This window comes from Pseudomonas oryzihabitans (assembly GCF_001518815.1).
GTDB classification, from domain to species: Bacteria; Pseudomonadota; Gammaproteobacteria; order Pseudomonadales; family Pseudomonadaceae; genus Chryseomonas; species Chryseomonas oryzihabitans_E.
Map to the genome: position 1 here is coordinate 1,182,741 of NZ_CP013987.1, position 26,151 is coordinate 1,208,891.

General features: G+C 66.4%; 23 protein-coding genes. 11 read left to right on the top strand and 12 right to left on the bottom strand.

Annotated features, from left to right (window positions below; translation table 11 throughout):
• Positions 1-72: 72 nt before the first annotated feature.
• The 5 genes from APT59_RS05340 to APT59_RS05360 form a co-directional block, all read right to left on the bottom strand.
• Entirely contained in the window at positions 73-912 is an 840-nt protein-coding gene (locus APT59_RS05340; protein WP_059313906.1) for an HlyC/CorC family transporter, read from the bottom strand.
• 7 nt (positions 913-919) lie between these two features.
• Positions 920-1,375, bottom strand: coding sequence for an rRNA maturation RNase YbeY (ybeY, locus tag APT59_RS05345; protein ID WP_059313907.1), 456 nt, complete (start codon positions 1,373-1,375; stop codon positions 920-922).
• The gene (locus tag APT59_RS05350; protein WP_059313908.1) at positions 1,365-2,381 is read right to left on the bottom strand and encodes a PhoH family protein; all 1,017 of its coding nucleotides are present in this window, start codon (positions 2,379-2,381) and stop codon (positions 1,365-1,367) included. Before APT59_RS05350 ends, ybeY begins: the two co-directional genes overlap by 11 nt.
• A 100-nt stretch (positions 2,382-2,481) precedes the next feature.
• Entirely contained in the window at positions 2,482-3,855 is a 1,374-nt protein-coding gene (miaB, locus tag APT59_RS05355) for a tRNA (N6-isopentenyl adenosine(37)-C2)-methylthiotransferase MiaB (protein WP_156428991.1), read from the bottom strand.
• Positions 3,856-3,941: 86 nt separating this feature from the next.
• On the bottom strand, positions 3,942-4,346 hold the full coding sequence (locus APT59_RS05360) for a RidA family protein (RefSeq protein ID WP_059313910.1): 405 nt from the start codon (positions 4,344-4,346) through the stop codon (positions 3,942-3,944).
• 120 nt (positions 4,347-4,466) lie between these two features.
• On the opposite strand from APT59_RS05360, the gene APT59_RS05365 reads away from it, so the two are divergent.
• Positions 4,467-5,390 (top strand): LysR family transcriptional regulator, encoded by a 924-nt coding sequence (locus APT59_RS05365; protein ID WP_059313911.1) that lies wholly within the window; start codon positions 4,467-4,469, stop codon positions 5,388-5,390.
• 51 nt (positions 5,391-5,441) lie between these two features.
• Entirely contained in the window at positions 5,442-5,777 is a 336-nt protein-coding gene (locus APT59_RS05370; RefSeq protein ID WP_059313912.1) for a DUF1820 family protein, read from the top strand.
• Between the two features lie 51 nt (positions 5,778-5,828).
• Here the strand turns inward: APT59_RS05370 and APT59_RS05375 are convergent, their stop codons facing one another.
• The 4 genes from APT59_RS05375 to APT59_RS05390 all read right to left on the bottom strand — a co-directional run bounded on the left by APT59_RS05375 (position 5,829) and on the right by APT59_RS05390 (position 9,302).
• Positions 5,829-6,374 carry a tetratricopeptide repeat protein gene (locus tag APT59_RS05375; protein WP_059313913.1) on the bottom strand — a complete coding sequence of 182 codons (546 nt, stop codon included), beginning with the start codon at positions 6,372-6,374 and terminating at the stop codon, positions 5,829-5,831.
• Between the two features lie 197 nt (positions 6,375-6,571).
• Positions 6,572-7,858 carry a glutamate-1-semialdehyde 2,1-aminomutase gene (gene hemL, locus APT59_RS05380; protein WP_059313914.1) on the bottom strand — a complete coding sequence of 429 codons (1,287 nt, stop codon included), beginning with the start codon at positions 7,856-7,858 and terminating at the stop codon, positions 6,572-6,574.
• Between the two features lie 20 nt (positions 7,859-7,878).
• The gene (gene thiE, locus APT59_RS05385; protein WP_059313915.1) at positions 7,879-8,508 is read right to left on the bottom strand and encodes a thiamine phosphate synthase; all 630 of its coding nucleotides are present in this window, start codon (positions 8,506-8,508) and stop codon (positions 7,879-7,881) included.
• Positions 8,505-9,302: a bifunctional hydroxymethylpyrimidine kinase/phosphomethylpyrimidine kinase gene (locus APT59_RS05390; RefSeq protein ID WP_059313916.1), complete on the bottom strand. Its 798-nt coding sequence runs from the start codon at positions 9,300-9,302 to the stop codon at positions 8,505-8,507. Before APT59_RS05390 ends, thiE begins: the two co-directional genes overlap by 4 nt.
• 179 nt (positions 9,303-9,481) lie before the next feature.
• Between APT59_RS05390 and APT59_RS05395 the strand changes: the two genes are divergently transcribed.
• The 7 genes from APT59_RS05395 to APT59_RS05425 all read left to right on the top strand — a co-directional run bounded on the left by APT59_RS05395 (position 9,482) and on the right by APT59_RS05425 (position 21,970).
• Entirely contained in the window at positions 9,482-11,215 is a 1,734-nt protein-coding gene (locus APT59_RS05395) for an ABC transporter ATP-binding protein (RefSeq protein WP_059313917.1), read from the top strand.
• Complete coding sequence (locus APT59_RS05400) at positions 11,212-12,957, top strand: ABC transporter ATP-binding protein (RefSeq protein WP_059313918.1); 1,746 nt, start codon at positions 11,212-11,214, stop codon at positions 12,955-12,957. The genes APT59_RS05395 and APT59_RS05400 overlap by 4 nt, the downstream gene beginning before the upstream one ends.
• Before the next feature lie 72 nt (positions 12,958-13,029).
• On the top strand, positions 13,030-14,502 hold the full coding sequence (amn, locus tag APT59_RS05405; RefSeq protein WP_059313919.1) for an AMP nucleosidase: 1,473 nt from the start codon (positions 13,030-13,032) through the stop codon (positions 14,500-14,502).
• Positions 14,503-15,172: 670 nt separating this feature from the next.
• On the top strand, positions 15,173-16,336 hold the full coding sequence (locus APT59_RS05410) for a type III PLP-dependent enzyme (RefSeq protein ID WP_059313920.1): 1,164 nt from the start codon (positions 15,173-15,175) through the stop codon (positions 16,334-16,336).
• A 180-nt stretch (positions 16,337-16,516) separates the two neighbouring features.
• Positions 16,517-18,733 (top strand): TonB-dependent receptor, encoded by a 2,217-nt coding sequence (locus tag APT59_RS05415; protein ID WP_059313921.1) that lies wholly within the window; start codon positions 16,517-16,519, stop codon positions 18,731-18,733.
• Positions 18,734-18,797: 64 nt separating this feature from the next.
• A complete protein-coding gene (locus tag APT59_RS05420; protein WP_059313922.1) occupies positions 18,798-19,481 on the top strand; it encodes a Fe2+-dependent dioxygenase in 684 nt (227 codons plus the stop codon).
• Positions 19,481-21,970 carry a sulfite reductase flavoprotein subunit alpha gene (locus APT59_RS05425; RefSeq protein WP_059316828.1) on the top strand — a complete coding sequence of 830 codons (2,490 nt, stop codon included), beginning with the start codon at positions 19,481-19,483 and terminating at the stop codon, positions 21,968-21,970. Before APT59_RS05420 ends, APT59_RS05425 begins: the two co-directional genes overlap by 1 nt.
• Positions 21,971-21,972: 2 nt before the next feature.
• Here APT59_RS05425 and APT59_RS05430 read toward each other — a convergent pair whose 3' ends face one another.
• Complete coding sequence (locus APT59_RS05430) at positions 21,973-22,422, bottom strand: DMT family transporter (protein ID WP_237140601.1); 450 nt, start codon at positions 22,420-22,422, stop codon at positions 21,973-21,975.
• A gap of 198 nt (positions 22,423-22,620) precedes the next feature.
• Positions 22,621-23,484 (bottom strand): MBL fold metallo-hydrolase, encoded by an 864-nt coding sequence (locus APT59_RS05435; protein ID WP_059313924.1) that lies wholly within the window; start codon positions 23,482-23,484, stop codon positions 22,621-22,623.
• A 198-nt stretch (positions 23,485-23,682) separates the two neighbouring features.
• Here APT59_RS05435 and APT59_RS05440 point away from each other — a divergent pair, with 198 nt between their 5' ends.
• Positions 23,683-24,063, top strand: a complete 381-nt coding sequence (locus APT59_RS05440; protein ID WP_156428933.1) for a GtrA family protein — start codon at positions 23,683-23,685, stop codon at positions 24,061-24,063.
• Positions 24,060-25,001 (top strand): glycosyltransferase family 2 protein, encoded by a 942-nt coding sequence (locus tag APT59_RS05445; protein WP_059313926.1) that lies wholly within the window; start codon positions 24,060-24,062, stop codon positions 24,999-25,001. Before APT59_RS05440 ends, APT59_RS05445 begins: the two co-directional genes overlap by 4 nt.
• Here the strand turns inward: APT59_RS05445 and zapE are convergent.
• Positions 24,998-26,098: a cell division protein ZapE gene (gene zapE, locus APT59_RS05450; protein ID WP_059313927.1), complete on the bottom strand. Its 1,101-nt coding sequence runs from the start codon at positions 26,096-26,098 to the stop codon at positions 24,998-25,000. The genes APT59_RS05445 and zapE overlap by 4 nt on opposite strands.
• Positions 26,099-26,151: the final 53 nt, after the last annotated feature.

The window sequence follows — 26,151 nt, forward strand, 5'->3', positions numbered from 1 at the left end:
CGATGCGGGTTGCCTAGGCAGAGACCGGCCCTCACCCCAACCCTCTCCCGGAGGGAGAGGGGGCAAACGCGGCTAGCGGTTGACCGGGGTCACCCGCAGCAGGTGGATGCGGCGGCCGTCGGCGTTGAGGACGCGGAAACGGAAGTCATCGATCACCGTTTCCTCGTTGCGCTTGGGCAGGTGACCCAAGCGATTCATCACCAGGCCGCCGGCGGTGTCGGCGTCGGTGTCGGCGAAGCGGGTCTCCAGGGTCTCGTTGAGCGTCTCGATGGGGGTGAGCGCCTTGACCACGAAGTCGCCATTGGGCAGCGACTTGATGAAGCTCTCTTCCTCCACGTCGTGCTCGTCCTCGATCTCGCCGACGATCTGCTCCAACACGTCCTCGATGGTCACCAGGCCGGCGACGCCGCCGTACTCGTCCACCACGATGGCCATGTGGCTGTGGGTAGAGCGGAATTCGCGCAGGAGCACGTTGAGGCGCTTGGACTCGGGCACGAAGGTGGCCGGGCGCAGCACCGCCTTGAGGTCGAAGGGGAGCTCGTGGTCCAGCAGCAGCAGGGGCAGCAGGTCCTTGGCCAGCAGCAGGCCGAGGACGTCGTCAGGGCCGTCGCCGATCACCGGATAGCGGGAGTGGGCGGCCTCGATCACCGCCGGCAGGAATTCCGCCGGGGTCTGGTGGGCACGGATGCTGATGATCTGGGAGCGCGGCACCATGATGTCGCGCACCTGCAGGTCGGCTACCGAAATGGCGCCCTCGACGATGGACAGCGCCTCGCTGTCGAGCACCTTGTTCTCGTGCGCTTCACGCAGCAGTTCCAGCAGCTCCTGGCGGCTCTTGGGTTCATGGGCAAAGGCCTGGACGATGCGTTCCAGCCAGGAACGATGCCCATTGCCTGATCGATCTTCGTTCATGTGTGTGTCATTCACCGTAGGGATCGGGATAGCCCAGTTCAGCGAGCAATTGGCGTTCCAGGTCTTCCATCTCCTCGGCTTCGTCATCTTCCAGATGATCGTAGCCCAGCAGGTGCAGGCAGCCGTGGATGACCAGGTGCGCCCAGTGCGCCTTGACGGGCTTGCCTTGCTCGGCGGCTTCGCGGGCCACCACGGGGGCGCAGATCACCAGATCGCCGAGCAGGGGAATATCGAGGAATTCGTCCGGCACGTCGGCCGGGAAGGACAGCACGTTGGTGGCGTAGTCCTTGTGCCGCCAGGTGCGGTTGAGCTCGCGGCCCTCGTCTTCGTCCACCAGGCGAATGGTGAGCTCCGAATCGCCCTGGCGGGCGCGCAGGGCCAGCTCACACCAGAGGCGTAAGTCCGGCTCCTCGGGAAGATCGGCCGCCTCGCTGGCGACCTGGACGTCCAGCTCAATCGCCATGGCGATCCTCACCGTTGCCGCGCGGCTTGTCCTGCAGCGCCTCGAAGCGGTCATAGGCCTCGACGATGCGCTGCACCAGCGGATGGCGCACCACGTCCTTGGAATCGAAATGGGTGAAGCCGATGCCGGGCACGTCACGCAGGACCTCGATGACATGCTTGAGGCCCGACTTGGTACCACGCGGCAGGTCGACCTGGGTGACGTCACCGGTAATCACCGCGGTGGAGCCAAAACCGATCCGGGTGAGGAACATCTTCATCTGCTCGAGGGTGGTGTTCTGGCTTTCGTCGAGAATGATGAAGCTGTTGTTGAGGGTCCGGCCACGCATGTAGGCCAGCGGCGCGACCTCGATGACCTGGCGCTCGATGAGCTTGGCCACCTGCTCGAAGCCGAGCATCTCGTAGAGGGCGTCGTATAGAGGGCGCAGATAGGGGTCGATCTTCTGTGCCAGATCGCCGGGCAGGAAGCCGAGCTTCTCGCCGGCTTCCACCGCCGGGCGTACCAGCAGGATGCGGCGGATCTGCTCGCGCTCCAGGGCGTCCACGGCGCAGGCCACGGCCAGGTAGGTCTTGCCGGTACCGGCCGGGCCTATGCCAAAGTTGATGTCGTGATCGAGGATCGACTTGACGTAGCGCTGCTGGTTGGCACCACGCGGACGGATCATGCCCTTCTTGGTGCGCAGGGCCACGCTGGTGTCGCCGCCGCTACGGTGCTCTTCCTGCAAGGCTTCCAGGCCGGACTCCTGCAGATAGAGGTGCACCAGCTCCGGCGCCACCGCTGTGCCACTGGCGGTCTCGCGATAGAGGCGCTGCAGGAGGTTCTGGGCCGCGCGGGTGCGCTCGGGATCGCCGACCAGTTCGAACTGGTTGCCGCGGTTGCGGATCTCGATGCCAAGACGCCGTTCGATCTGGCGCAGATTCTCATCGAGCTGGCCGCACAGGTTGGCGAAACGGTCGGCGTCGAAGGGTTCGAGGGTGAAATGCTGGAGCGTCTGGGGGGTATTCAAGGTGTGCTGGGAGACCCTTTGGATTGGCTTTACGAAAACTTGACGTAGCTTGAGAGTAACCTGCGTCGCGCCCTTGGCAAAGGGCGCGTGCGACCATCCATCAGGCCAGGGCGGCGGCGACGGTCGGGCGGGCGCCATTGGCGACCGGAGCGAGCAGGGTGCCACGCAGCGAGTGCGGCAGGGCTTCGTCGATGTGCACCTGGACGAACTGGCCGATCAGGCTGGCGTCGCTGCAGCGGAAGTTGACGATGCGGTTGTTCTCGGTGCGGCCCTGCAGCATGCCGGGATCGCGCTTGGAGAAGTCGCTGACCAGGATGGTCTGGACGCTGCCAGCCATGCGCCGGCTGATCTCGAAACCCTGCTGGTGGATACGCGTCTGCAGGATCTGCAGGCGCTGCTTCTTGAGCTCGTCCGAGGTGTCGTCGACTAGGTCGGCCGCCGGAGTGCCAGGACGCGCGCTGTAGATGAAGGAGAAGGAGAAGTCGAAACCGACGTCCTCGATCAGCTTCATGGTCTGCTCGAAATCCTTCTCGGTCTCGCCGGGGAAGCCGACGATGAAGTCCGAGCTGATGCAGATGTCGGGCACCGCCGCCTTGAGCTTGCGGATGCGCGACTTGTATTCCAGCGCCGTGTGGTTGCGCTTCATGGCGGCCAGGATGCGATCCGAACCGGCCTGTACCGGCAGGTGGACGAATTTCACCAGTTCCGGGATCTCGGCGTGGGCCTGGATCAGGGCGTCGGAGAACTCCAGCGGATGCGAGGTGGTGTAGCGGATGCGGTCGATGCCGTCGACTGCCGCCACTACATAGAGCAGCTCGGCGAAGTCGGCGATGCGGCCGTCGCCGGTGGCGCCGCGATAGCCGTTGACGTTCTGGCCCAGCAGGGTCACTTCTCGTACCCCGTGCTCGGCGAGGTGGATGATCTCGGCCAGGACGTCGTCCAGCGGCCGGCTGACCTCTTCACCACGGGTATAGGGCACCACACAGAAAGTGCAGTACTTGCTGCAGCCTTCCATGATGGAGACGAAGGCGCTGGGGCCGTCGATGCGCGGCTCGGGCAGGCGGTCGAACTTCTCGATCTCGGGGAAGGAGATGTCCACCTGGGGTGCCCGGGTGGTGCGCGCGGCGTCGATCATTTCCGGCAGCCGGTGCAGGGTCTGGGGACCGAAGACCACGTCGACATAGGGCGCGCGGTCGCGAATGGCAGCGCCTTCCTGACTGGCCACGCAGCCGCCGACGCCGATCACCAGGTCGGGATTTTCCAGCTTGAGTTCGCGCCAGCGACCGAGCTGGGAGAACACCTTCTCCTGCGCCTTCTCGCGGATCGAGCAGGTGTTGAGCAGGATGACATCGGCCTCGGCCGGATTCTGGGTGACTTCCAGCGGCTCCCGTTCGCCGAGCAGGTCGACCATGCGCGACGAATCGTATTCGTTCATCTGGCAGCCATGGGTTTCGATATAGAGCTTCTTGGACATGCGCGGCAGGGAGTCGGTAGCGAGTGGACCGCGCATTATAATGATGGCCTTCCGCACGGGGAAGAGCCGCCCGGAAGGCAGCCGGCCTAGCCCTGGGCGCTGCCCTCCGGTAGTCGGGCGATGACCTTGATCTCGAAGCGAAAGCCGGCCAGCCAGGTGACGCCGACCGCGGTCACCGTGGGGTAGGGCGCCGTGCCCCAGTGCTCCAGCAGCACCGGCCAGATCCGTTCGAAGCTGGCCTCGGCATCGACCATGAACAGGGTGACGTCCACTACGTCGGCGAAGGACGCGCCAGCGGCGGCAAGAATGGCGTCGAGGTTGGCGAAGGCCAGGCGGACCTGATCTTCCAGCTCCGGCTCGGGTGAGCCATCGGCACGGCTGCCGACCTGGCCCGAGACGAAGAGAAAGCCGTTGGAACGGATGGCTGGCGAATAGCGGTGCTGTTCGTAGAGGGCGTGGCGCTGGGCGGGAAAGACGACGTCACGGGTCATGGTGGTGCTCCGGTAGGGATCGATGAGGCCACCTTAGGCGCCGGCCCGCCAAGAGATAAACCAGGCCTGGCGGTCAGCATTGTTTGTACAATCCAAACAATCCTCTTTCCAGGAATCGGCATGGACCTGTTCGCTGCGATGCAGACCTTCGTGCGGGTGGTGGAGGCCGGCAGTTTCACCCGCGCGGCCGAGACCCTGGGCAGCAGCCGGACCCGCGTCACCCAGCAGGTGCAGCAGCTGGAAGCGCGCTTGCAGGTGCGCCTGCTCAATCGCACCACCCGGCTGGTGCAGGTCACCGCCGATGGCGCTGCCTATTACCAACGCTGTCTGGGCGTGCTGGCCGCGGTGGACGACGCCGAGACAGGCCTGTCGGTCGCCACCCGCACGCCCCGGGGTCGCTTGCGGGTGGATGTGCCCAGCCCTCTGGCGCGCCTGATCCTGATCCCGGCGCTGCCGGAATTCTTCGAGCGTTATCCGGACATCCAGCTGGACCTGGGCGTCAGCGATCGCCAGGTGGATCTGATCGGCGACAACGTCGATTGCGTGATCCGTGGCGGGCGCATCCGCGAGCAGTATCTGGTGGCTCGCCCGCTGGGCGCGCTACGGCTGGGTTGCTATGCCGCGCCGGCCTACCTCGCGACGCATGGTGTACCGGATCATCCCGCGGTACTGGCCGAGGCGCCGCATCGGGTGGTGCGATTTCTCTGGGGGGCGGGCACGGGCTTTCCCTATGCCCTGCAACGCGGCGCCGAGCGCCTGGAGTTGCAGGGGCGCCACAGTCTGGAGGTGGACGACGGCAATGCCTGCCTGGCGGCGGGGCAGGCGGGGCTGGGGGTGGTCTGTCTGCCGCACTACCTGGCAGCGGAAGCGGTGTCCCGCGGCGAGCTGAGGACCCTGTTCGAAGACTGGCAGGTAGCACCCCTGCCGCTTTATCTGGCCTTTGCCCCCAATCGCCATGTCAGCGCCAAGATGCGGGTGTTCATCGACTGGGTCAGTACCGTGGTGGCGCAGCGGGCACGGTTGGAAACCCCTGCTGATGGCTGACCGCCATGCTATGCTCGCAGCCCTCTTTTTCCGTTGAAATTCGCGTCCGCCATGAGCTCATCCCCGAACAAGCCGGCCATCTACAAGGTCATCTTCGTCAACCAGGGTCAGGTCTTCGAGATCTATGCCAAGCAGATCTTCCAGAGCGATCTCTGGGGCTTCCTGGAAATCGAGGAACTGGTGTTCGGCGAGCGCACCCAGGTGGTGGTGGATCCGAGCGAGGAAAAGCTCAAGGCCCAGTTCGAAGGCGTGGTGCGCAGCTTCGTGCCGATGCATTCGATCATCCGCATCGACGAGGTGGAGCGTCTGGGTCAGCCCAAGATCAGCGAAGCCAAGGGTGGCACCAACGTCATGCCGTTCCCCATGCCGATGCCCGACAAAAGCTAGGTATGGCCAAGTAGGTTCGCGCTGGCGAGCGGTAGGGCCGGCGCCGGACCGCTAGTTCTGCGGCGGCTGGAAGGGATTGAGATTGCCCGCGGTCTGCATGTCCTGCAGATAGTCGCGGAAGATCTGCCCCAGTACCTGGGTGGCCATCTCCAGCTCGTCACGACGCATCTGGGCGCTGACCAGGTCGGCGGTATCCATGGCTTCGTCGTTGCCATTGATGGCGGCCATCTTCAGGACGATATAGGCCTGGATGTTGTTGGGCGGAACGCCCTCGCCGCGAAAGAACATGTTGCCGAGTCGATTCTGCGCATCGGCGTTGCCCTTGAGCGACGCCTGCTCGAACCACAGCCGCGCCTGGTTGAGATCCTTGGGCGTCTGCTTGCCTTCGTAATAGAAGTCGCCGAGTTCGTACTGCGCCTGGGCGTCGCCGTCATGGGCGATCTGCTGGCAGCGGGCGATCGCCTGTGCCAGGGCTTCGTTGGCCAGATTCAGGTTGCAACGGCTGGTGCTGGGGACGAGCAGCGAATTACCACCGGCCAGGGCGACCAGGGGCATCAGAATTAGGGCTGCGCACAGGGTACGGCCAGCGCGGTGCATGAAGCGCCTCCACGAGCGAGGCAGGTTCAAAGAACCCGGTCGGCGAAACGCGCCGACGTCTCATTATGGGTCAAGCCGACGCACGCTTTCAAAACCTTTACGCGTAATGGCGGAACTTTTTTATCTGTGACGCCGGCCTCTCAACTAGGTGTGAGGCCGGCGCGGCAGAGAGGTTCCTCAACCGAGACGGATGGTACCTAGTCGTTGAAGGTGGCGAAGGCGCGCTCGGCGGCGTCCAGGGTGATGCGCAGTTCCTCGTCGCCATGGGCGATGGAGGTGAAGCCGGCTTCGAAGGCACTGGGCGCCAGGTAGACGCCGCCGTCCAGCATCAGGTGGAAGAAGCGCTTGAACCTCTCGCTGTCGCTGGCCATGACGTCGCTGAAGGTGACGATGTCTTCGGCGCCGCTGAAGTAGAGACCGAACATGCCGCCCGCCTGAGTGGTGACGAAGGGCACACCGGCGGCATCGGCGCGATCCTGCAGGCCCTGCAGCATGCGTGTGGTGTAGTCGGTCAGCTCGGCGTGGAAACCGGGACGGCGGATCAGTTGCAGGGTGGTGAGCCCCGCGGCCATGGCCAGCGGATTGCCCGACAGGGTGCCGGCCTGGTAGACCGGGCCGAGCGGGGCGATCTTTTCCATGATCTCGCGCTTGCCGCCAAAGCAGCCCACCGGCATGCCGCCGCCGACGATCTTGCCGAAGGTGGTGAGGTCCGGACGGATGCCGTAATGCGCCTGGGCGCCGCCCAGGGCGACGCGGAAACCGGTCATGACCTCATCGAAGATCAGCACCACGCCGTAGCGATCGCAGAGGCTGCGCAGCCCTTCCAGGAAGCCCGGCGCCGGTGGCACGCAGTTCATGTTGCCGGCCACCGGCTCGACGATGATGCAGGCGATCTGGTCGCCGACCCGGGACAGGGTTTCTTCGACTTCCGCCAGGTCGTTGTAGGCCAGGGTCAGGGTGTGCTGGGCGAAGGCTGCCGGGACGCCGGGAGAGCTGGGTACGCCCAGGGTCAGGGCGCCGGAGCCGGCCTTGACCAAGAGGCTGTCGGAATGGCCGTGGTAGCAACCTTCGAACTTGATGATGGTGTCGCGCCCGGTGTAGCCGCGCGCCAGGCGGATGGCGCTCATGGTGGCCTCGGTACCGGAGCTGACCATGCGCACCATTTCCATGGAGGGGACGATCTCGCAGATGAGATCGGCCATGGTGGTTTCCAGGGCGGTCGGGGCGCCGTAGGAGAGGCCGTGTTCCAGTTGCCGACGCACGGCGTCGAGCACGTCCGGGTGGCTATGACCAAGGATCATCGGACCCCAGGAGCCCACGTAGTCGACATAGCGCTTGTCATCCTCGTCGACGATGTAGGCGCCCTGGGCGTGCTTGAAGAACAGCGGCGTGCCGCCGACGCTCTTGAAGGCGCGGACGGGCGAGTTGACGCCGCCGGGAATGTGGCGCTGGGCTTGGTCGAAGAGTTGTGCTGAACGGGACATGAAGGTCTCCTCAAAGGGGATCAGGCCGCGAACAACCGGGAGAAGGCGCGCGCACGGCGCTCCACTTCGCCCGCGCTGGCGGCGGAAAACAGGGTATGGACGACGGCGAGCAGGTCGACGCCGTGGGTGAGCAGGCGCGGGGCGTTGTCCAGGGTGACGCCGCCGATGGCGCAGAGCGGCAGGCTGAAACGGCTGCGTGCCTGGTCGAGCACGTCGAGAGGGGCCGGTGGGGCATCCGGCTTGGTGCTGGAGGCGAAGAAGCGCCCGAACGCCAGGTAGCTGGCCCCCGCTGCGGCCGCGACTTCGGCCAGTTCCAGGCTGGCGTGGCAGGTGCCGCCGAGTATGGCGTCCGCGCCCAGGTCGGCGCGGGCCGCGGCGAGGGAGCCGTCTTCCTGGCCCAGGTGCAGGCCAACGCCCAGCTGGCGGGCCAAGGGCAGGTCGTCATTGATGATCAGCTGGGCGTCATGCTGCCGGCAGAGTTCGGCGAGGGCTGCGGCTTCGTCCTGGCGACGGCGGACGTCTTGCGACTTGTCGCGGTACTGCACCAGGCGGGCACCGCCCTGCAAGGCGGCCTCGACATAGGGCAGCAGGCGACCCTCGGCGAGGAGGGCGTTGTCGGTGATGGCGTAGAGGCCGCGCAGGGTGCTCATGAGCAGAAGTCCAGTGGCAGGCGACGTGGCACGTACTGGCCGCGGCCAGGGCGCTCGGCGTCCCTCAGGGTACGCCAGGTGTAGTCCAAGGCACTGCGCACGGCGCTGGGCAAGGCTTCCCCCAGGGCCAAGCGCCCGGCCAGGGTGCTGGCCAGGGTGCAGCCGGAGCCATGGTAGCTACCGGGCAGGCGCTGGCAGACGTGGGTCTCGCAGTTACCGGCGCGGTCATAGAGACGGTTGTGCACCTCGTGTTCTTCGCCATGACCGCCGGTGATCAACAGATGGGCACATAAAGGCAGCAGGCGCTCGGCGCATTGCTCCGGGGTGCCCTCGGGCAACTCGGCGAGGATGCGCGCCTCCGGCAGGTTGGGGGTGGCGATGGTGGCGCGCGGCAAGAGGCGCTCGCGGATGGCGTAGCCGACCTCGTCCTTGCCCAAGGCGCCGCCGCCACCGGCGCGCAGCACCGGATCGCAGACCAGGGGCACGCCAGGCAGGGATTCCATGATCTCCAGCACCGTCTCGACCATTTCCACCGAACCGAGCATGCCCAGCTTGACCGCCGCCACCGGCAGGTCGGTGATGATCGCCCGGGCCTGGGCCAGTACCCACTCGCGATCCAGCACCCGGAAGTCCAGCACGTCGACGGTGTCCTGCACGGTCAGCGCGGTGACCGCCGGAGCGGCGTGGCAGCCCTGGGCGATCAGGGCTTCGATGTCGGCCTGCAGCCCGGCGCCACCACTCGGATCGTGGCCGGACAGGCAGAGGACGACGGGACGTTGGGGTTCGAGGGTCATGGACGTCAGCCTAGCAAAGGGAAAAGGGGCGCAGCGGCCGGGTGCCGCAGGGAGTGGCACCCTACAACGACCTCGCGCCCCGCGCCACCCGTTGACATGGGACCCGGATCGGGACGAAGGAACTCCGCTGCCCCTTGGGTAGCCGATATACTGCACCTTTGCTCGGGACAGGCGGTTTTATGGCGTTGTGGCGGTTGTTGCGTGATTTCTTCCTGCGCCAACGGCGTGCCTACGGGACCGCCATCTTCTGTCTGCTGGGCGTTGGCCTGCTCAACCTGACCCTGCCCTGGTGGATCGGCAAGGCCATCGACGCCCTGCGCGCGGGCGAGCTCGACCAGAGCGGGCTGCTCTGGCGCGTCGCCCTGATCGTGGCGGTCGGCTGCGGCCTCTATGTACTGAGGTACCAGTGGCGGGTGCGGCTGTTCGGCACTTCCTACCAGGTCGGGGTGGAGCTGCGTGACACCTTCTTTGCCAAGCTGGCGCGACTGGACCCCGGTTTCTTCCAGTCCAGCCGCACGGGCGATCTGCTGGCCCGCGCCACCCAGGACATCGACGCCGTGGAGACCGCCGCTGGCGAAGGGGTGCTGGCCAGCTTCGACGGCATGATGACCCTGCTGCTGGTACTGCTGGCCATGTTCATCGGCATCGATGCGCCCCTGGCCGCCCTGGCGCTCCTGCCCTTTCCCTTCATGGCCTGGGGCTTCTATCGCGTGGCGCAGCGGGTGCAGCAGCGCTTCGGCCTGGCGCTGGCGGGCTTTTCCGCCCTCAACGACCGTACCCAGGAGGCCCTGAGCGGCCTGCGCATGCTGCGCCAGCATGCCCTGATCGAAGCCGAGCTGGACGATTTCGACGCCCGCGCCCGCAGCGTCGCCAAGGCCGACTACCAGGTACAGCGCACCGAGGCGCGCTACGAGCCGATCATCTTCGTCGCCCTGAGCCTCGCCACCCTGCTGACCCTGGTCATGGGCAGCTGGCGCTATCTCGACGGCCATATCACCCTGGGCCAGCTGACCAGTTTCAGCCTCTATCTGGTGCAGTTGATCTGGCCGATGTTCGCCATCGGCTGGTGCCTCAATCTGTTGCAGCGCGGCGAAGCCGGGGCGCGGCGCCTGGAAGAGGTGTTCGCGGTCACCGAGCGCATCCGCGACGAGGGCACCCAGACGCCGCCGGACCAGGCGGATCTGTCGGTCTACATTCCGGCCTTCACCTATCCCCAGGCGCGCCAGCCGGCGCTACGGGACGTGGTCATCGACCTGCCCGCGGGCGATACCCTGGGTATCGTCGGCGCCACCGGCAGCGGCAAGAGCACCTTGCTCCGCCTGCTGCTGCGCCAGTTTCCGCTGGAGCAGGGCTGTATCCGCCTGGGCGGGGTGCCGCTGGAAGACTATCGGCTGGCCGACCTGCGTGCCCAGTTCGCCTATGTACCCCAGGATCCCTTCCTGTTCGCCCGCACCCTGGGCGAGAACGTCGCCCTCAGCCGCCCGGATGCCACGGCTGGGGAAATCCGCGAAGCCCTGGACGCCGCCGCCTTCGGCACCGACCTGGCGGCGCTGCCGCAAGGGCTGGATACCCCGGTGGGTGAGCGGGGCCTGACCCTCTCGGGTGGCCAGCGCCAGCGCGTGGCCCTGGCCCGGGCGCTGCTCTCGCCCGCGCCCATCCTGCTGCTGGACGACACCCTCTCGGCGGTGGATACCGCCACCGAGGCCCGGCTGCTGCGTACCCTGGCGGGGCTGCAAGGCCGGACCACCCTGATCGTCAGCCACCGCCTCTCGGCCGTGCAGCATGCCGACGAGATCATCGTCCTCGACCAGGGCAGCCTGGTGGAGCGAGGCCGCCATGGCGAGCTGCTCGCCGCCGGCGGACTCTATGCCCGACTCTGGAATCTGCAGCAGGCGGAGGAGGCCAGCCAATGACCAGGACCCGCGTGCTTTCCCTGCTGCTCAAGCCGGTACTCGCCAATCCGCGCAAACTGGCCGGCACCCTGGCGATCCTGGTCGTGGCGACGCTGTTCGACGTGCTGGGTCCCTGGCTGACCAAGCACTACCTCGACAACTACCTGGTGCCCCACGACCTGCGCCTCTGGCCGCTGGTGGGCCTGGTCGCCGCCTATGTGGTTTCCCAGGGGCTGGCCGCCTATGGCCGTTACCTGCAATCGCTACGCTTCGCCGAGATCGCCATGGACGTGGTGCTCTTGCAGCGGCGACGACTGTTCCGCCATGTGCTGAGCCTGCCGCAGAGCTTTCATGATCGCACCGCCACCGGCGAGCTGGTGGCGCGAGTCACCAATGACACCGATGCCTTGCGCGAACTCTATGTGGCCTTTCTCGGCAACATGGTCGGCAACATCGTGCTGCTGATCGGCATCCTGGTGGCCATGGCGCTCTTGGACGTTCGCCTGATGGCCATCGCCGTGCTGCTGATTCCGGCCGCGGTGCTGATCGTCTGGGCCTACCAGCGATACAGCGGCGCGGCGGCCATGGAGGTGCGGATGCTACGTGCCGAGCAGAGCGCCCGGCTGGGCGAGGCCATCGGTGGCATGGGTCTCTTGCAGGCCTTCAACCAGACCGACCGCTTCCGCCAGGATTTCCAGCGGCTCAACCAGGCCCAGTACGGCGCCCGCATGCGCACCATCCGCGTTTCCGGCCTGCTGCTGCGCTCGGCGTTGGACCTGGTCAGCGTGGCGGTCCTGGCGGTGCTGCTGCTGGTCTACGGCCTGGGTCACCTGCAGGGTGGTGCCGAAATCGGCGTGCTCTATGCCTTCGTCACCTACCTGGGCCGGGTGACCGAGCCGTTGATGGACATCACTCAGAGATTCAACCTGTTCCAGCAGGCCTCGGTGGCTGGCACTCGCCTGCTGCACCTGCTGGAGGAAAAACCAGCGTTGAGCGGCGAGGACGACCGGGCCATCGAGACCGCGCACTTCCATCTCGACGCCGTGCGTTTTCGCCATGCCGGCGCGGGGCACGACACCCTGCACGGCATCGACCTGGACATCCCCCCGGGGACCTTCCTGGGCATCGTCGGCCCCACCGGCAGCGGCAAGTCGACCCTGCTCGACCTCTTCGCCGGACTGCAGCCGGTCACCGGCGGCAGCCTCTGCCTGGACGGGCGCGAGCTGGGCAGCCTCACCCCGGAAGTGCTGGGCGCCGCCCTGGCCAGCGTGCCCCAGGAGCCCTTCATCCGTTCCACCAGTCTCAGGGACAATCTGCTGCTGGGCAGCCAGGTATCGGATGAGCGCCTGCGCGAGGCCCTGGCCGCGGCCCATATGGACGACCTGGTGGCGCGCCTGCCGGAAGGCCTGGATACCCTGCTGGGCGAGCGTGGCTTCACCCTTTCCACCGGCGAGCGGCAGCTGCTGGCGCTGGCCCGGGCACTCCTGCGCGAGCCCAAGGTACTGCTGCTGGACGAGGCCACCGCCAGCATCGACAGCGCCACCGAGGCGCGGCTGCAACAGGCGCTGGACGAATTGCGCGGCCAGGTCACCCTGATCGTGGTGGCGCACCGGCTGTCCACCATCCGCCATGCCGATCGCATCCTGGTGCTGCGCGACGGCCGCAAGGTGGAGGAGGGCAGTCACGAGGCGCTGCTGCAACGGCCCGAAGGGCATTATCGTCGCCTGTGGGAGCAGCATGCCCAGGGTGAAAAACCGCTATGACCGGTCGCAGCCGTTGTCACCCAGGGGTGTTAGGGTGTCAGCTATAGCCAGTGTCCCAACAAGGAAACCCGCATGACCTCCGTACCCGAGGATTTCACCTCTGTTGCCACGGCCAGCGAGGCGGTCGACCGTCTCGCGGCGCTTCACCTGGAGGCTACCCAGGCCCTGGATGCCGCGCTCAAGCGCTATCTCAAGGATCGCGTCGAGCCCAGCGCCGCCGAGCGCGAGCTGTTCCGCTATCCCGAGATCCGCATCCGCTACCGCGCGCCCGGCGTGCCGCCGGCCACCACCCGTGCCTACGCCAAGATCCAGCTGCCCGGCACCTATGTGGCCACCGTGACCCATCCGGCGGCCTTCCGCGGCTATCTGCTGGAGCAGCTCGAACCCCTGATGCGCGACTACGACCTCCAGGTCGAGATCGGTCGCAGTCGCCAGGACATCCCCTATCCCTATGTGGTGGAGCAGGGCGACGAACTGGCCGGCAGTGGTGTGACCGCCGCCGAGCTGGCACGGGTCTTCCCCAGCACCGATCTCTCCGCGGCCCACGATGACATCGCCGACGGCCACTATGACTGGGAGCGCATCGATCCGCTGCCGCTGGCGCTGTTCGACGCCGCCCGCACCGATTTCTCGCTGCGCCGCATCGTCCACTACACCGGCAGCGACTGGCGTCACGTGCAGCCCTGGATCCTGCTCACCAACTACCATCGCTACGTCGATCAGTTCATCCAGCATGGCCTGGAGCAACTGCGCAACGATCCGCGCTTCGAGCGTCTGGTCCTGCCGGGCAATGTCGTCATCGAGCGCGACATGGATCCCAGCGAGGCCCAGGCGGTCATCGCCGCCATCGCCTGGCACCGCTTCCAGATGCCGGCCTACCACCTGATCGCGAGCGACGGCCATGGCGTCACCCTGGTCAATATCGGCGTCGGCCCATCCAATGCCAAGAACATCACCGACCACCTGGCGGTGCTGCGCCCGCACTGCTGGCTGATGATCGGCCACTGCGGCGGCCTGCGGCAGTCGCAGACCATCGGCGACTACGTGCTGGCCCACGCCTACATGAGGCGCGACGGTATCCTCGATCGCGTGGTGCCGCCGCATATCCCCATTCCTGCTCTGGCCGAGGTGCAGGTGGCGCTGCAGGAAGCCGCCGCCAGCGTCACCGGCGAACGCGGCGAGGCACTCAAGCGCCGCCTGCGTACCGGTACGGTATTGACCTACGACGACCGCAACTGGGAGCTGCGCTGGGCGCAGGAGCGCCCGCTGATCAACCTGGCGCGCGCCGTGGCGGTGGACATGGAAAGCGGCACCATCGCCGCCCAGGGCTATCGCCTGCGGGTGCCCTACGGCACCCTGCTGTGCGTGTCCGACAAGCCCCTGCACAGCGAGATCAAGCTGCCTGGCTCGGCCAACGCCTTTTATGCCCGCGCCGTCAGCCAGCACCTGGCCATCGGCATCGCCGCCCTGGACCAGCTGCGCACCCAGCTCGACTCCCTGCACTCGCGCAAGCTGCGCAGCTTCGACGAGCCGCCGTTCCGGTAAGGCGTGGGGCGTGTTGGGCTTCGCTGCGCTCAACCCAACCTACGGATGGCGATGAGCCTAGATCGATTGGTTTCACAGTCGCTCGGATGGCTCCCTCTCCCGCTGGGAGAGGGCTGGGTGAGGGCGCCCTTGCAGCGAATGCCTCCGTGGAAAAGGCTGCGCCGTTTTCCACGCTACGGTGATAAGGGACTGATCGCGGCCATGGCGGTCCGCCGATGCGGCCGCTCCTACGGTATCGGACCTGTAGGAGCGGCCCATGGCCGCGATAGTACAGCGCCATCGTCAAGGCCCGACGATGGCGTTATCCGGCATCTTGATTCCCCACTCGGAAACCCCCTGTCATCGCCCCTCCGGAACATCTCGCCATCCGGTCCGGTCGGTTGCAGGAGTGGGGGTGAGTTCGCACACGTCACCGTTCGGTAAAGATCACGGATTTAACATTGATCTCTGGGACGTCTGGCCCTAAAGTTCGCGCCCGAACGTCCATGCTGGAAACGATCCATCCGGCTCAAGTACCGACGACGAGACAGCGAGGTCAACGCCAGTACGCGTTGACCTTTTTGCTTTCGGCGATGTGCCTTGGGAAGTAGGCGAACCAAAGTGGGGAAACGGATTAGGCGTTCAGAACACCCCCTCCTTCAATTTGTTCTGCCCATCGGGAGCCCGACGCATGTCCATCAAGGTCGAAGATTACTATTCTCGCGAAACCTTCCAGAAGATGAAGGCCTTCGCCGACCAGCATGAAACCCCCTTCGTCGTCATCGACACCGCCACCATCGCGCGGGCCTATGACGATCTCGTTGGCAACTTCCCGTTCGCCAAGATCTACTACGCGGTCAAGGCCAACCCGGCCATCGAGATCACCGAGCTACTGCGTGACAAGGGCTCCAACTTCGACATCGCCTCCATCTACGAGCTGGACAAGGTGCTGTCCACTGGTGTCGGTCCGGAGCGCATCAGCTACGGCAACACCATCAAGAAATCCAAGGACATCCGCTACTTCTACGAGAAGGGCGTGCGCATGTTCGCCACCGACTCCGAGGCCGACCTGCGCAACATCGCCAAGGCCGCTCCGGGCTCGCGCATCTATGTGCGGATCCTCACCGAAGGCTCCAACTCGGCCGACTGGCCGCTGTCGCGCAAGTTCGGCTGCCAGCCCGACATGGCCCTGGACCTGCTGATCCTGGCCCGCCAGCTGGGCCTGGAGCCCTATGGCATCTCCTTCCATGTCGGCAGCCAGCAGCGCGACATCGATGTCTGGGACGCCGCCATCGCCAAGGTCAAGGTGATCTTCGAGCGCCTCAAGGAAGAAGACGGCATCACCCTGAAGATGATCAACATGGGGGGTGGCTTCCCGGCCAACTACATCCATCGCACCAACAGCCTGGAGACCTATGCCGAGGAAATCATCCGCTTCCTCAAGGAAGATTTCGGCGACGAGCTGCCGGAAATCATCCTGGAGCCGGGCCGTTCGCTGATTTCCAATGCCGGTATCCTGGTCAGCGAAGTAGTGCTGGTGGCGCGCAAGTCGCGTACCGCCGTGGAGCGCTGGGTCTATACCGACGTCGGCAAGTTCTCCGGCCTGATCGAAACCATGGACGAGTCCATCAAGTTCCCGATCTGGACCGAGAAGAAGGGCGAGATGGAAGAGGTGGTGATCGCCGGCCCGACCTGCGACAGCGCCGACATCATGTACGAGCACTACAAGTACGGCCTGCCGTTGAACCTGGCCAGTGGCGACCGCCTGTACTGGCTGTCTACCGGTGCCTACACCACCAGCTACAGCGCGGTGGAATTCAACGGTTTCCCGCCGCTGAAGGCCTTCTACCTCTAACGCCTTCCTGCGTTGATCGAGCCCGTGTCCCGCAAAGGACGCGGGCTTTTTCATGCCTGTCGATAAGGGATTTGTCAGGCTTTTTGTAAGTTGTTAAGAATAGTTTACATTCGCTATGGATTTGATAATCGTTTGCAAATAGAATCGCGCCGCATTCAAGAAAGGAGGCGGCTCGTCATCATGTCCAAGGAAATGTCCTCGCTGTCCCAGCGTCGTTTGCTGGTTTCTACGTTCAGTGTCGCTGTTGCCTCGTTGTCTCTGGGAGCCCAGGCCGAAGAGGCCAGAGAGCCGGTGACCCGGTTGGAAAGTCTGACTATCGAAGGTCAGGCGCAGCAGGAAGGCTTCAAGGCCGAGCAATCCGCCTCGCGCAAGTACACCGCTCCCTTGCTGGATACCCCGCAGACCGTCACCGTGGTGCCGACGCAGGTGATCCAGGATCAGCAGGCACTGAGTCTGAGATCGGTGCTGTCCAACGTCTCCGGTATCACCTTCAACGCCGGTGAGGGCGGTGGCGGCTCCGGCGACAGCATCAACATCCGTGGCTTCAGCGCCAACTCGAACATCCAGATCGATGGCCTGCGCGACAGCACCCAGACCAACCGTACCGACACCTTCAACCTGGAATCGGTCGAGGTCATCAAGGGCCCCAACTCGGTGTTCGGCGGCGCCGGCACCACGGGTGGCTCCATCAACCTGATCAGCAAGAAGCCCCAGGAGCGCCAGTTCACCCGCATCGGCGCAGGCCTGGGCACCGACAGCTATCGCCGCCTGACCCTGGACACCAACCAGCCGCTGCAAGGCGTAGGTAACGACAGTGCCTTCCGCCTGAACCTGATGGCCCACGAGAACGACGTGCCCGGCCGCGACCAGATCGACCGCGAGCGCTGGGGCATCGCGCCGTCGCTGGCCCTGGGCCTGTCGGACGACACCCGCCTGACCCTGAGTTACTTCCACCAGACCGACAACAACCAGCCCGACTACGGGGTGCCGGCGCTCAACGGCAAGCGTTTGGGCGGGGTGGATCGCGACGCCTACTTCGGCTTCAGGAACATCGACAAGGAAGACATCAACAACAATGTCTTCACCGTGGAGCTGGAGCACCGCTTCAACGACAACCTGAGCCTGCAGAACCTGACCCGCTACAGCCGCATCGAGCGCGACACGGTGATCTCGGCATCCCACGTCAACCTGGGCGGCGTGGCCGCGGGCCGCTATCGCCCGGCTGGTCCCCAGGGCTATGGCCGCGACGTGACTTCGGAGATGTGGATCAACCAGACCAACCTGAGCGGCGATTTCGACACCTTCGGCCTGGGCCATTCCTTCGTGCTGGGCGCCGAATTCTCCCGCGAGGACTACGACCGCGATACCTACAGCTATGGCCTGACCTTCCCGGCCGCCGGCTACTCCCTGGCTGCACCGCCGGAGCGCTATGACGGGGCGACCAACAAGCAGACCTCGGCCATTGCCAACAATGTCCTGACCGACAAGGCGCTCTATGCCTTCGACACCATCGCCCTGAGTCAGTACTGGGATTTGAACCTGGGTCTGCGTTACGACTGGTTCGACGGCGACAGCGACACCACCCCGGTCGCCAACGGTGTGCGCGGCGCCAAGACTCACCTGAGTTCCGATGATGCCAAGCTGAGCGGGCGCGCTGGCCTGGTGTTCAAGCCGGCACCGAACGGTCGGGTCTATGTCGCCTATGGCACCTCCTTCAACCCCTCGGCGGAAAGCCTGACCTCCACCGGCGGCGGGCTGAGCGCGGCCAACCAGGATCTGGGGCCGGAAAAGAACAAGACCTGGGAACTGGGCACCAAGTGGGAATTCCTCGACAAGCGCCTGGAGCTGGACGGCGCCCTGTTCCGCGTCGAGAAGAGCAACGCTCGGGAAACCCTGGTGGACGGCAGCACCGCGCTGGCCGGCGAGCAGCGCGTGCAGGGCATCGAGCTGGGTGCCACTGGGCGTCTCACCCCGCAGTGGAACGTCTACGCCAACTTCACCTTCCTCGACAGCGAGACGCTCAAGGCCGCCGATACCTTGGATGGACGCAATCGAGAGGGGCAGGCGCTGGCCAACACCCCGCCGCGCTCGCTCAATCTCTGGACCACCTACGAGCTGCCGGCTGGCTGGCGGGTGGGCTATGGTGCGCGCTATGTCAGCGAGCGCAACGTCACCTCCAGCAACGACGGCGCCAAGCTCGACGCCTACTGGCTGCACAACGCCATGGTCGGCTACCGCGTCAACCGCAACGTCGACCTGCAGCTCAACGTCAACAACGTCTTCGACAAGGACTATGTGGAGCGGGTGCGCTCGCAGCTCGGCGCCACCACGCGGTCCTCGGCCATCGAATATGGCGATGCCCGTTCCGCCATCCTGACCGCGACCTACAGCTTCTAAGGTCGAACGCAAAACACCGAGGCCCTGCGCGCGCGCAGGGCTTTCGGCGTTAGAGGGGATTGCCATGATGATCAGCGTTCCGGGCGTGCTGACGCCCGACCAGGTAAGGGACTGCCGCCAGCGGCTGGAGGCCGCGGCCTGGGCCGACGGCAAGCACACCGCCGGCTTCCAGTCGGCCATGGCCAAGGACAACCTGCAATTGCCGGCGGACGCGCCGGCGGCGCGCGCGGTGGGCGAGCTGATCCAGCAGGCGCTGGCGCGGCATCCGCTGTTCGTTGCCGCCGCGCTACCGGCACGAGTCTTTCCGCCACTGTTCAATCTCTACCAGGGCGGCCAGTCCTTCGGCCTGCACGTGGACAACGCCCTGCGCCCCTTACCGGATGGCAGCGGCTATCTGCGCACCGACCTGTCGGCCACCCTGTTCCTGTGCGAGCCGGACGAGTACGACGGTGGCGAACTGGTGGTGGAGGACACCTATGGCGCCCACAGCGTCAAGCTGGCGGCTGGCGATCTGATCCTCTATCCGGCCAGCAGCCTGCATCGGGTGCTGCCGGTCACCCGTGGCATGCGGCTGTGTTCCTTCTTCTGGATCCAGAGCCTGGTGCGCGATGCCGGCCAGCGCAGCCAGCTGTTCGAACTCGACCAAGGCATCCAGCGGGCCGCCGCCGAGCTGGGGCAGGGCCATGAGGCCTGCCTGCAGCTGACCGGCGTCTATCACAACCTCCTGCGACAATGGGCCCAGCCCTGATTCGCAGGGGCCTCTTCCAGCTGCACAGCCTGCTTGGGCTAGCGGCTGGCCTGGTACTAGTGGTGCTAGGGGTGACGGGTGCGCTCTACAGCTTTCAGCTGGAATTGCTGGAGCTGCTCAATCCGCCGCCAAGCGCCGCGACTGCGGACCGGCGTCCGCTGACGCTGCCGGAGGTGCGGCAGCGCCTCGTTCCTCCGGGCCGGGAGTTGAGCTTCGTCTCCAGCATGGCGGGGGAGGGCTATGGCCTGCTCGGCCTGGCACCGGCCAGTGGTCAAGGCCGTGGTGAGGTGCAGCTGTTCGATCGCTACACGGGCGAGGTGCTGAGTTCGCCTCGCGGCCAGGCGTTCTTTCGCCTGGTCCTGGACCTGCACCGCTCCCTGGCCCTGGGGCCGGTGGGCAAGGCCCTGACCGGCGCGGCCACCCTGATCCTGCTGGTGCTCTGTCTGTCCGGGCTGTACCTGCGCTGGCCGCGTCACGTACGCCGCTGGCGCACCTGGCTGACCCTGGACTGGGCGCGCCGTGGGCGCAGTTTCCATTGGGACCTGCACGCCGTGGCGGGCACCTGGTGCCTGCTGCTCTATCTGCTGGCGGCCCTGACCGGTCTCTATTGGTCCTATGACTGGTACCGCGAGGCCAGCGAGCGCCTGCTCGGCGCCGCCCCGGAGCCCCAGACCACGGGGGTGGTCGCGCGCCAGGAGGTGGATCTGGACGCGCTCTGGCAGAGCTTCCGCGCAGAGACCGGCGGACGCGTGGAGGGCTACGGCCTGCTGCTGCCCAATCCGGCGCGCAAGGTCAGTCATCCGACGCTCTGGTACCTGCCCGACGATGCCGAGCACATCCGCGCGCTCAATCGCCTCGTCTTCGACGGCCAGGGGCGGGTGCTCGATCATCGTCGTTACCGCGAGCAGCCGCTGGGTGCCCGGCTGTTGCTCAGCGTCTATGCCCTGCATTCGGGGGAGTACTTCGGCCTGGCGGGACGGATCGCCCTGCTGCTCGCCAGCCTCGCCATGCCGCTGTTCATGGTGACCGGACTCTGGCTCTATCTGGATCGCCGGCGCAAACGCCGCCAGGCGCGCCAGGCGCAGAGCGGGCTCACACCGGCCGCGGCAGGGAGCGCCGACTGGCTGATCGGCTATGCCAGCCAGAGTGGCCAGGGCGAGGCGCTGGCCTGGCAAGCCGCCGGCCAGCTGCAGGCGGCGGGGCTGAGCGCCGAGGTGGTCGCGCTCGGGCGTCTCTCGGTGGAGCGGCTGCAGCAGGCCACCCGGGCGCTGTTCGTCGTCGCCACCCACGGCGACGGCGAGGCCCCGGATGCCGCGCGCGGCTTCGAGCGGCGGATGCTGACCCAGGCGGCAACGCTGCCAAGCCTGAGCTATGGGGTGCTGGCCCTGGGCGACCGGCGCTATCCGGCCTACTGCGCCTTCGCCCAACGGCTGGACGCCTGGCTGGATGGACAGGGCGCCCGGTCACTGTTCGCTCCGGTGGAGGTGGACAATGGCGACCCCCTGGCGCTTGCGGTCTGGCAGGGTCAGTTGCAGGCCCTGGGCGCCGCGCGTATCGAACCATCGCCCGAGCGTCCGTTGCAGTCCTGGCAGCTGGCGTCGGTGCAGCGGCTCAATGCCGGCAGCCCCGGCGGCCCTGCTTTCGAGCTGCAGCTGCGGCCACTGCCTGGAAGCCACTGGGCACCAGGTGACCTCCTGGAGATCGCGCCACGCCAGCGCGCCGAGCGCGTGGCAGCCTGGCTGCAGCCCCTGGGCCTGGCCGCTGACAGCAGGGTCGAGATCGGCGGTGTGACGCTCAAGCTGGCGACGGCCCTGGAAACCCGTCTGCTGCCGGAAGACCAGACTGCGCTGCGGGGCCTGGACGCCCAGGCGCTGGTCGACGCCCTGGTGCCGCTCGCCGTACGCCAGTACTCCATCGCCTCGCTGCCCGGCGAAGGCGCCCTGCGACTGCTGGTGCGCCAGGAGCGCAAGGCGGATGGTCGCCTGGGTATCGCCTCCGGCTGGTTGACCACGGCGCTACGGCCCGGTGACCAGGTGCAGGCGCGGCTACGCACCCATCCCGGCTTCCGGCCACCACTGGACGAGCGCCCGCTGATCCTGATCGCCGCCGGGACCGGTCTTGCCGGGGTACGGTCCCTGCTGGCCGCACGCATCGCCGCCGGGCACAGACGCAACTGGCTGCTGTTCGGCGAACGCACGGCGGCGCACGATGATTTCTACGGTACTCAGTTGCAGGCCTGGCAGGCCCAAGGCGGGCTGGCCCGGTTGGACCGGGTGTTCTCGCGCGAGGGCGATGGCTATGTGCAGGGGCGGCTGGAGGCGCAGCGCGACCTCTTGTTCGACTGGCTGGCGGCCGATGCCGTGATCATGGTCTGCGGCAGCCTGCAGGGCCTGGGGCGCGGTGTCCAGGCCACCCTGCAGGCGTTGCTCGGCGAGGCCGAGGTGCAACGGTTGCTGGATGAAAACCGCTACCGTCGCGACCTCTATTAGCGCTAGGCGCGGGTGATGCACCAGACGCCGGCGCCGATCAGCACCACGCCGGCCAGCTTGCCGAGGGTAACCGGATCCTGGCGAAAGCCGGCCCAGCCAAAGTGATCCAGGCTCAGCGACATGGCCAGTTGGCCGGCGATCACCAGCGCCATGAACAGGGTGGCGCCGATGCGCGGACCGGCGAAGGCTGCCATGGCGATAAAGAACATGCCCAGCAGCCCGCCACACCAGTGCCACCAGTGCAGCTCGCGCAACGCGCCCAGGGTAGGGACGCCGCGCTGCCAGAGGGTCAGGCCCAGCAGGGCGAGCAGGCCGACCAGGAAGGAAATGGACGCCGCGGCGAAAACGCTGGACAGCTGGCGAGCCAGTTGACCGTTGATGCCGGCTTGCAACGGCAGGCAGGCGCCGGCGATGAAGGGCAGGACGAGTAGCCACCAGACGGGCATCGACAGGACTCCAGGCAGAAAGGGGCCGCGCAGTATGCCGCAGGGGATGGCGAAGCGGTCGAACCGGCGACTCGCGGTTGGGCTGCTGCTCCCTGGGAGCCCTCGCCATGGCACCACGGGTGAACAGGGCGACCTGCCTGGCCGGCCCGGGAAAGCCTGGGCCCAGCGGCTGTGGCTATCCCGTTGGATGACGCAAGCGCAGGGCTAGAAGCCGTCGATGGGAATCTTCAGGTAGCGTCGACCGTTGGCCTCGGCCGGCGGCAGGGTACCGGCGCGGATGTTCACCTGGATCGCCGGCAGGATCAGGGTCGGCATGGACAGGGTGGCGTCGCGGCGGGTGCGCAGGGCGACGAAGGCGTCTTCGTCCACGCCATCGCGAACGTGGACATTGAGGGCACGCTCTTCGCCCACGGTGGTCTCGTGACGCGCTTCGCGGCCCGCTGGCGGATAGTCGTGGCACAGGTAGAGGCGGGTGGCTTCCGGCAGGGTCAGCAGGCGGCGGATCGAGCGATAGAGATCACGAGCACTGCCACCGGGAAAGTCGCAACGGGCCGAGCCGACATCGGGCATGAACAGGGTGTCGCCGACGAAGACGTGCTCTTCTTCCACCTGATAGGCCATGTCGGCCGGGGTGTGGCCGGGCACATGCAGGGCGCGAGCGCTGAGGGCACCGATGTGGAAGACCTCGTCGGGCTGGAACAGGTGATCGAACTGGGAGCCGTCTAGGCGAAACTCCGGCTCCAGGTTGAAGACGTCCTTGAAGGCGCCCTGGACGCGGCGGATGCCTTCGCCGATGGCGATGCGGCCGCCCAGCTGCCGGCGCAGATAGGGCGCGGCGGAAAGATGGTCGGCGTGGGCGTGGGTTTCCAGCAGCCACTCCACCGTCAGCCCCTGGTCGCGCACGAAGCGAGCGACGCGATCCGCCGAGAGGGTGGCGGTGCGGCCCGAATGCGGATCGTAGTCCAGCACCGAGTCGACGATGGCGCAGCGACTGCCGGGCGCCTCGTAGATCACATAGGTGAAGGTGGACGTGGTGGCGTCGAAGAAGGGTTCGATGCGCGGAGTCATGACCGGGCCTCGTGAAGAGAAAGGACGTCCCACCTTAACACGGGGCCCTGCTGCCCCGTGGCGTGCCTCGTCGCCGCACCTGTTGCGACGGCATCGACCGCTGGTCGCCAGATGACGGAATTGCAACGGATGCAACAGGATGTTTCGACGCTGGCAGGTTAACGTTCGCCGGTCTCTAGTGCTGCGCCGAGGTCTAGCGTGTCTTCATCCGGTTCCTTGGCTAAGTCGGCAGGCAGGCCCCTGCGTTTCGCCCTGGTCGGTGCCGCCGCCACCCTGGTGCATATGGCTGTCGCTACCCTGCTGCTGGGTCTCTGCAGTTGGCCGGCCTATCCCGCCAATCTCGGCGCCTTCCTGGTCGCTTTCGGCGTGTCCTACCTGGGTCACCGGCATATCACCTTCGCCCGCGCTGGATCGCCTTGGCGCTTCCTGCTGGTCGCGCTCGCCGGCTTCGGTCTCAACAACCTGTTGCTGACCGGTTTGCTTGCCTGGGGCGTGCCGCCCCTCTATGCGCTGCTCGCCGCCACCGCGCTGGTGCCAGTGTTCAGCTATCTGCTGTCGTCCCTGTGGGTGTTCAGATGAGTGATGCCGTAAAGCTGTCCCTTGTAGTGCCGGTGTTCAACGAAGAGTTGGCCATCGAACTCTTCTATCACGCGGTCTGCGCTCATCCGGAACTGACCCGTCACGACCTGGAACTGCTGTTCGTCGACGATGGGAGCCGCGATGGCAGTGCGCGGGTGCTCGAACGCTTGCGTCAGTGGGATCCGCGAGTACTGGTGCTGCAGCTGTCGCGCAATTTCGGCAAGGAGGCCGCCCTGTTCGCGGGCATCGAGCATGCCAGCGGCGATGTGGTGGTACCTCTGGACGTCGACCTGCAGGATCCCTTGGACGTCATTCCCCGGCTGCTTGAACAATGGCGCCAGGGCGCCGAGGTGGTGCTGGCCAAGCGCATCGACCGGCGCAGCGACAGTCCGCTCAAGCGGCTGACAGCCGAGGGCTTCTATCGCCTGCACAACCGCATCGCCCAGACGCCCATCGAGGAGAATGTCGGAGATTTCCGCCTGATGAGTCGCGAGGTGGTGGATGCCATCAGAGAACTGCCGGAGCGCAACCTGTTCATGAAGGGCATCCTCTCCTGGGTTGGTTTCGAAACCCGGGTGGTGGAGTACGAACGCGCCCCGCGCAGCGCCGGCAGCAGCAAATTCAATGGCTGGAAACTATGGAACCTGGCCCTGGAGGGCTTCACCTCCTTCAGCACCGTACCACTGCGCCTTTGGACCTACCTCGGTGGTTTCGTTGCTCTGGTGTCCCTGGCCTATGCCGGCTATCTGATCTTCGAGAAGCTGGCCTTCGGCAATCGGGTACCGGGTTATCCCTCACTGATGACCGCCATCCTCTTCTTCGGTGGCGTGCAGTTGATCGGCATCGGTGTGCTCGGCGAATACATCGGTCGCATCTACATCGAAACCAAGCGCCGGCCGCGCTATGTGCTCAAGCGCGGGGCGAGGCGCGACGCCTAGTACCGCGCCTGCTGCATCTCCCTGAGCCGACTCAGGGTGCGGCGGAAGGGGAATTCCAGAAAGCCGCGGGTATACAGCTGCTCCAGGGGCACGGCGGCGTTCAGGTAGAGCGGGCAGCGGCGGTCGTAGGCTTCGTCGACCAGGGCGATGAAGCGGCGCACGGCGTCGTCCTGGGGCGCCAGGCGCGGCAGTTCGCGGTCGCCGGCCAGCACGCGTTGCGCGCCGTCTTCGGTGCCGCGGGCGATACGGCCTGCGCGGGGATCACCGGACAGGCAAGGCACGCCGCCCAGCAGCAGGGCGGGGAAGCGGGTGCAGAGATCGATGTAGTCGGTGGTCGCCCAGGCGCCCTGGCAGAGGGTGGCGAAGTCCAGCCAGATCGCCCCGGGTGCACGCTGGATAACCGGCAACAGGCGCTCGCCGAGGGCGAGGGGCTCATCGGTCGCGGCTTGGCCGGCGGTGAGCTGGGCGAAGGTCGTGGCCAGCGCGGCGGGATCCTCTACCCAATAGCGTGGCTCGGGCTGGCCTTCATGCAGACGGTGGTCCTGGCCGCCGTCCATCTCCAGCACGTCCAGCTGCGCCTGGAGCGCGGCGATGGCCGGCAACAGGCGCTCGCGATTGAAGCCGTCGGCATAGAGCTGCTCCGGCGGCTGGTTGGAGGTGACCACCAGCACCAGGCCCTGGTCCAGCAGGGCGCGCAGCAGGCCGCCCACCAGGATGGCGTCGCCGATGTCGCTGACGAAGAGTTCGTCGAAGCACAGCACCCGCACCTCGGCGGCCAGTTCCCGGGCCAGCACCTGCAGGGGATCGCGGGTGCCGGCCAGCTGGAACTGGCGCTGGTGCACCCAGCGCATGAAGTGGTGGAAATGCTGGCGGCGGGCGGGCACCGGCAGGCTGGCGTGGAACAGGTCCAGCAGCCAGGTCTTGCCGCGCCCGACCGGACCCCAGAGATAGAGACCGCGTGCCGGACGGCCGGCCAGCAGCGCCGCGTGGCAGGCTTCCAGCTGGCGCGCAGCGGCCTCCTGGGCGGCATCGGGCAGGCGGTCCCCCTGGGCCAGGGCATGGCGGTAGGCGGCGAGGGGAGAGAGGGCGTTCGACATGGTCGCCACTCTAGCGCCCGTGTAGTCAGCAGACCATGCCCCGGCGGAATGAC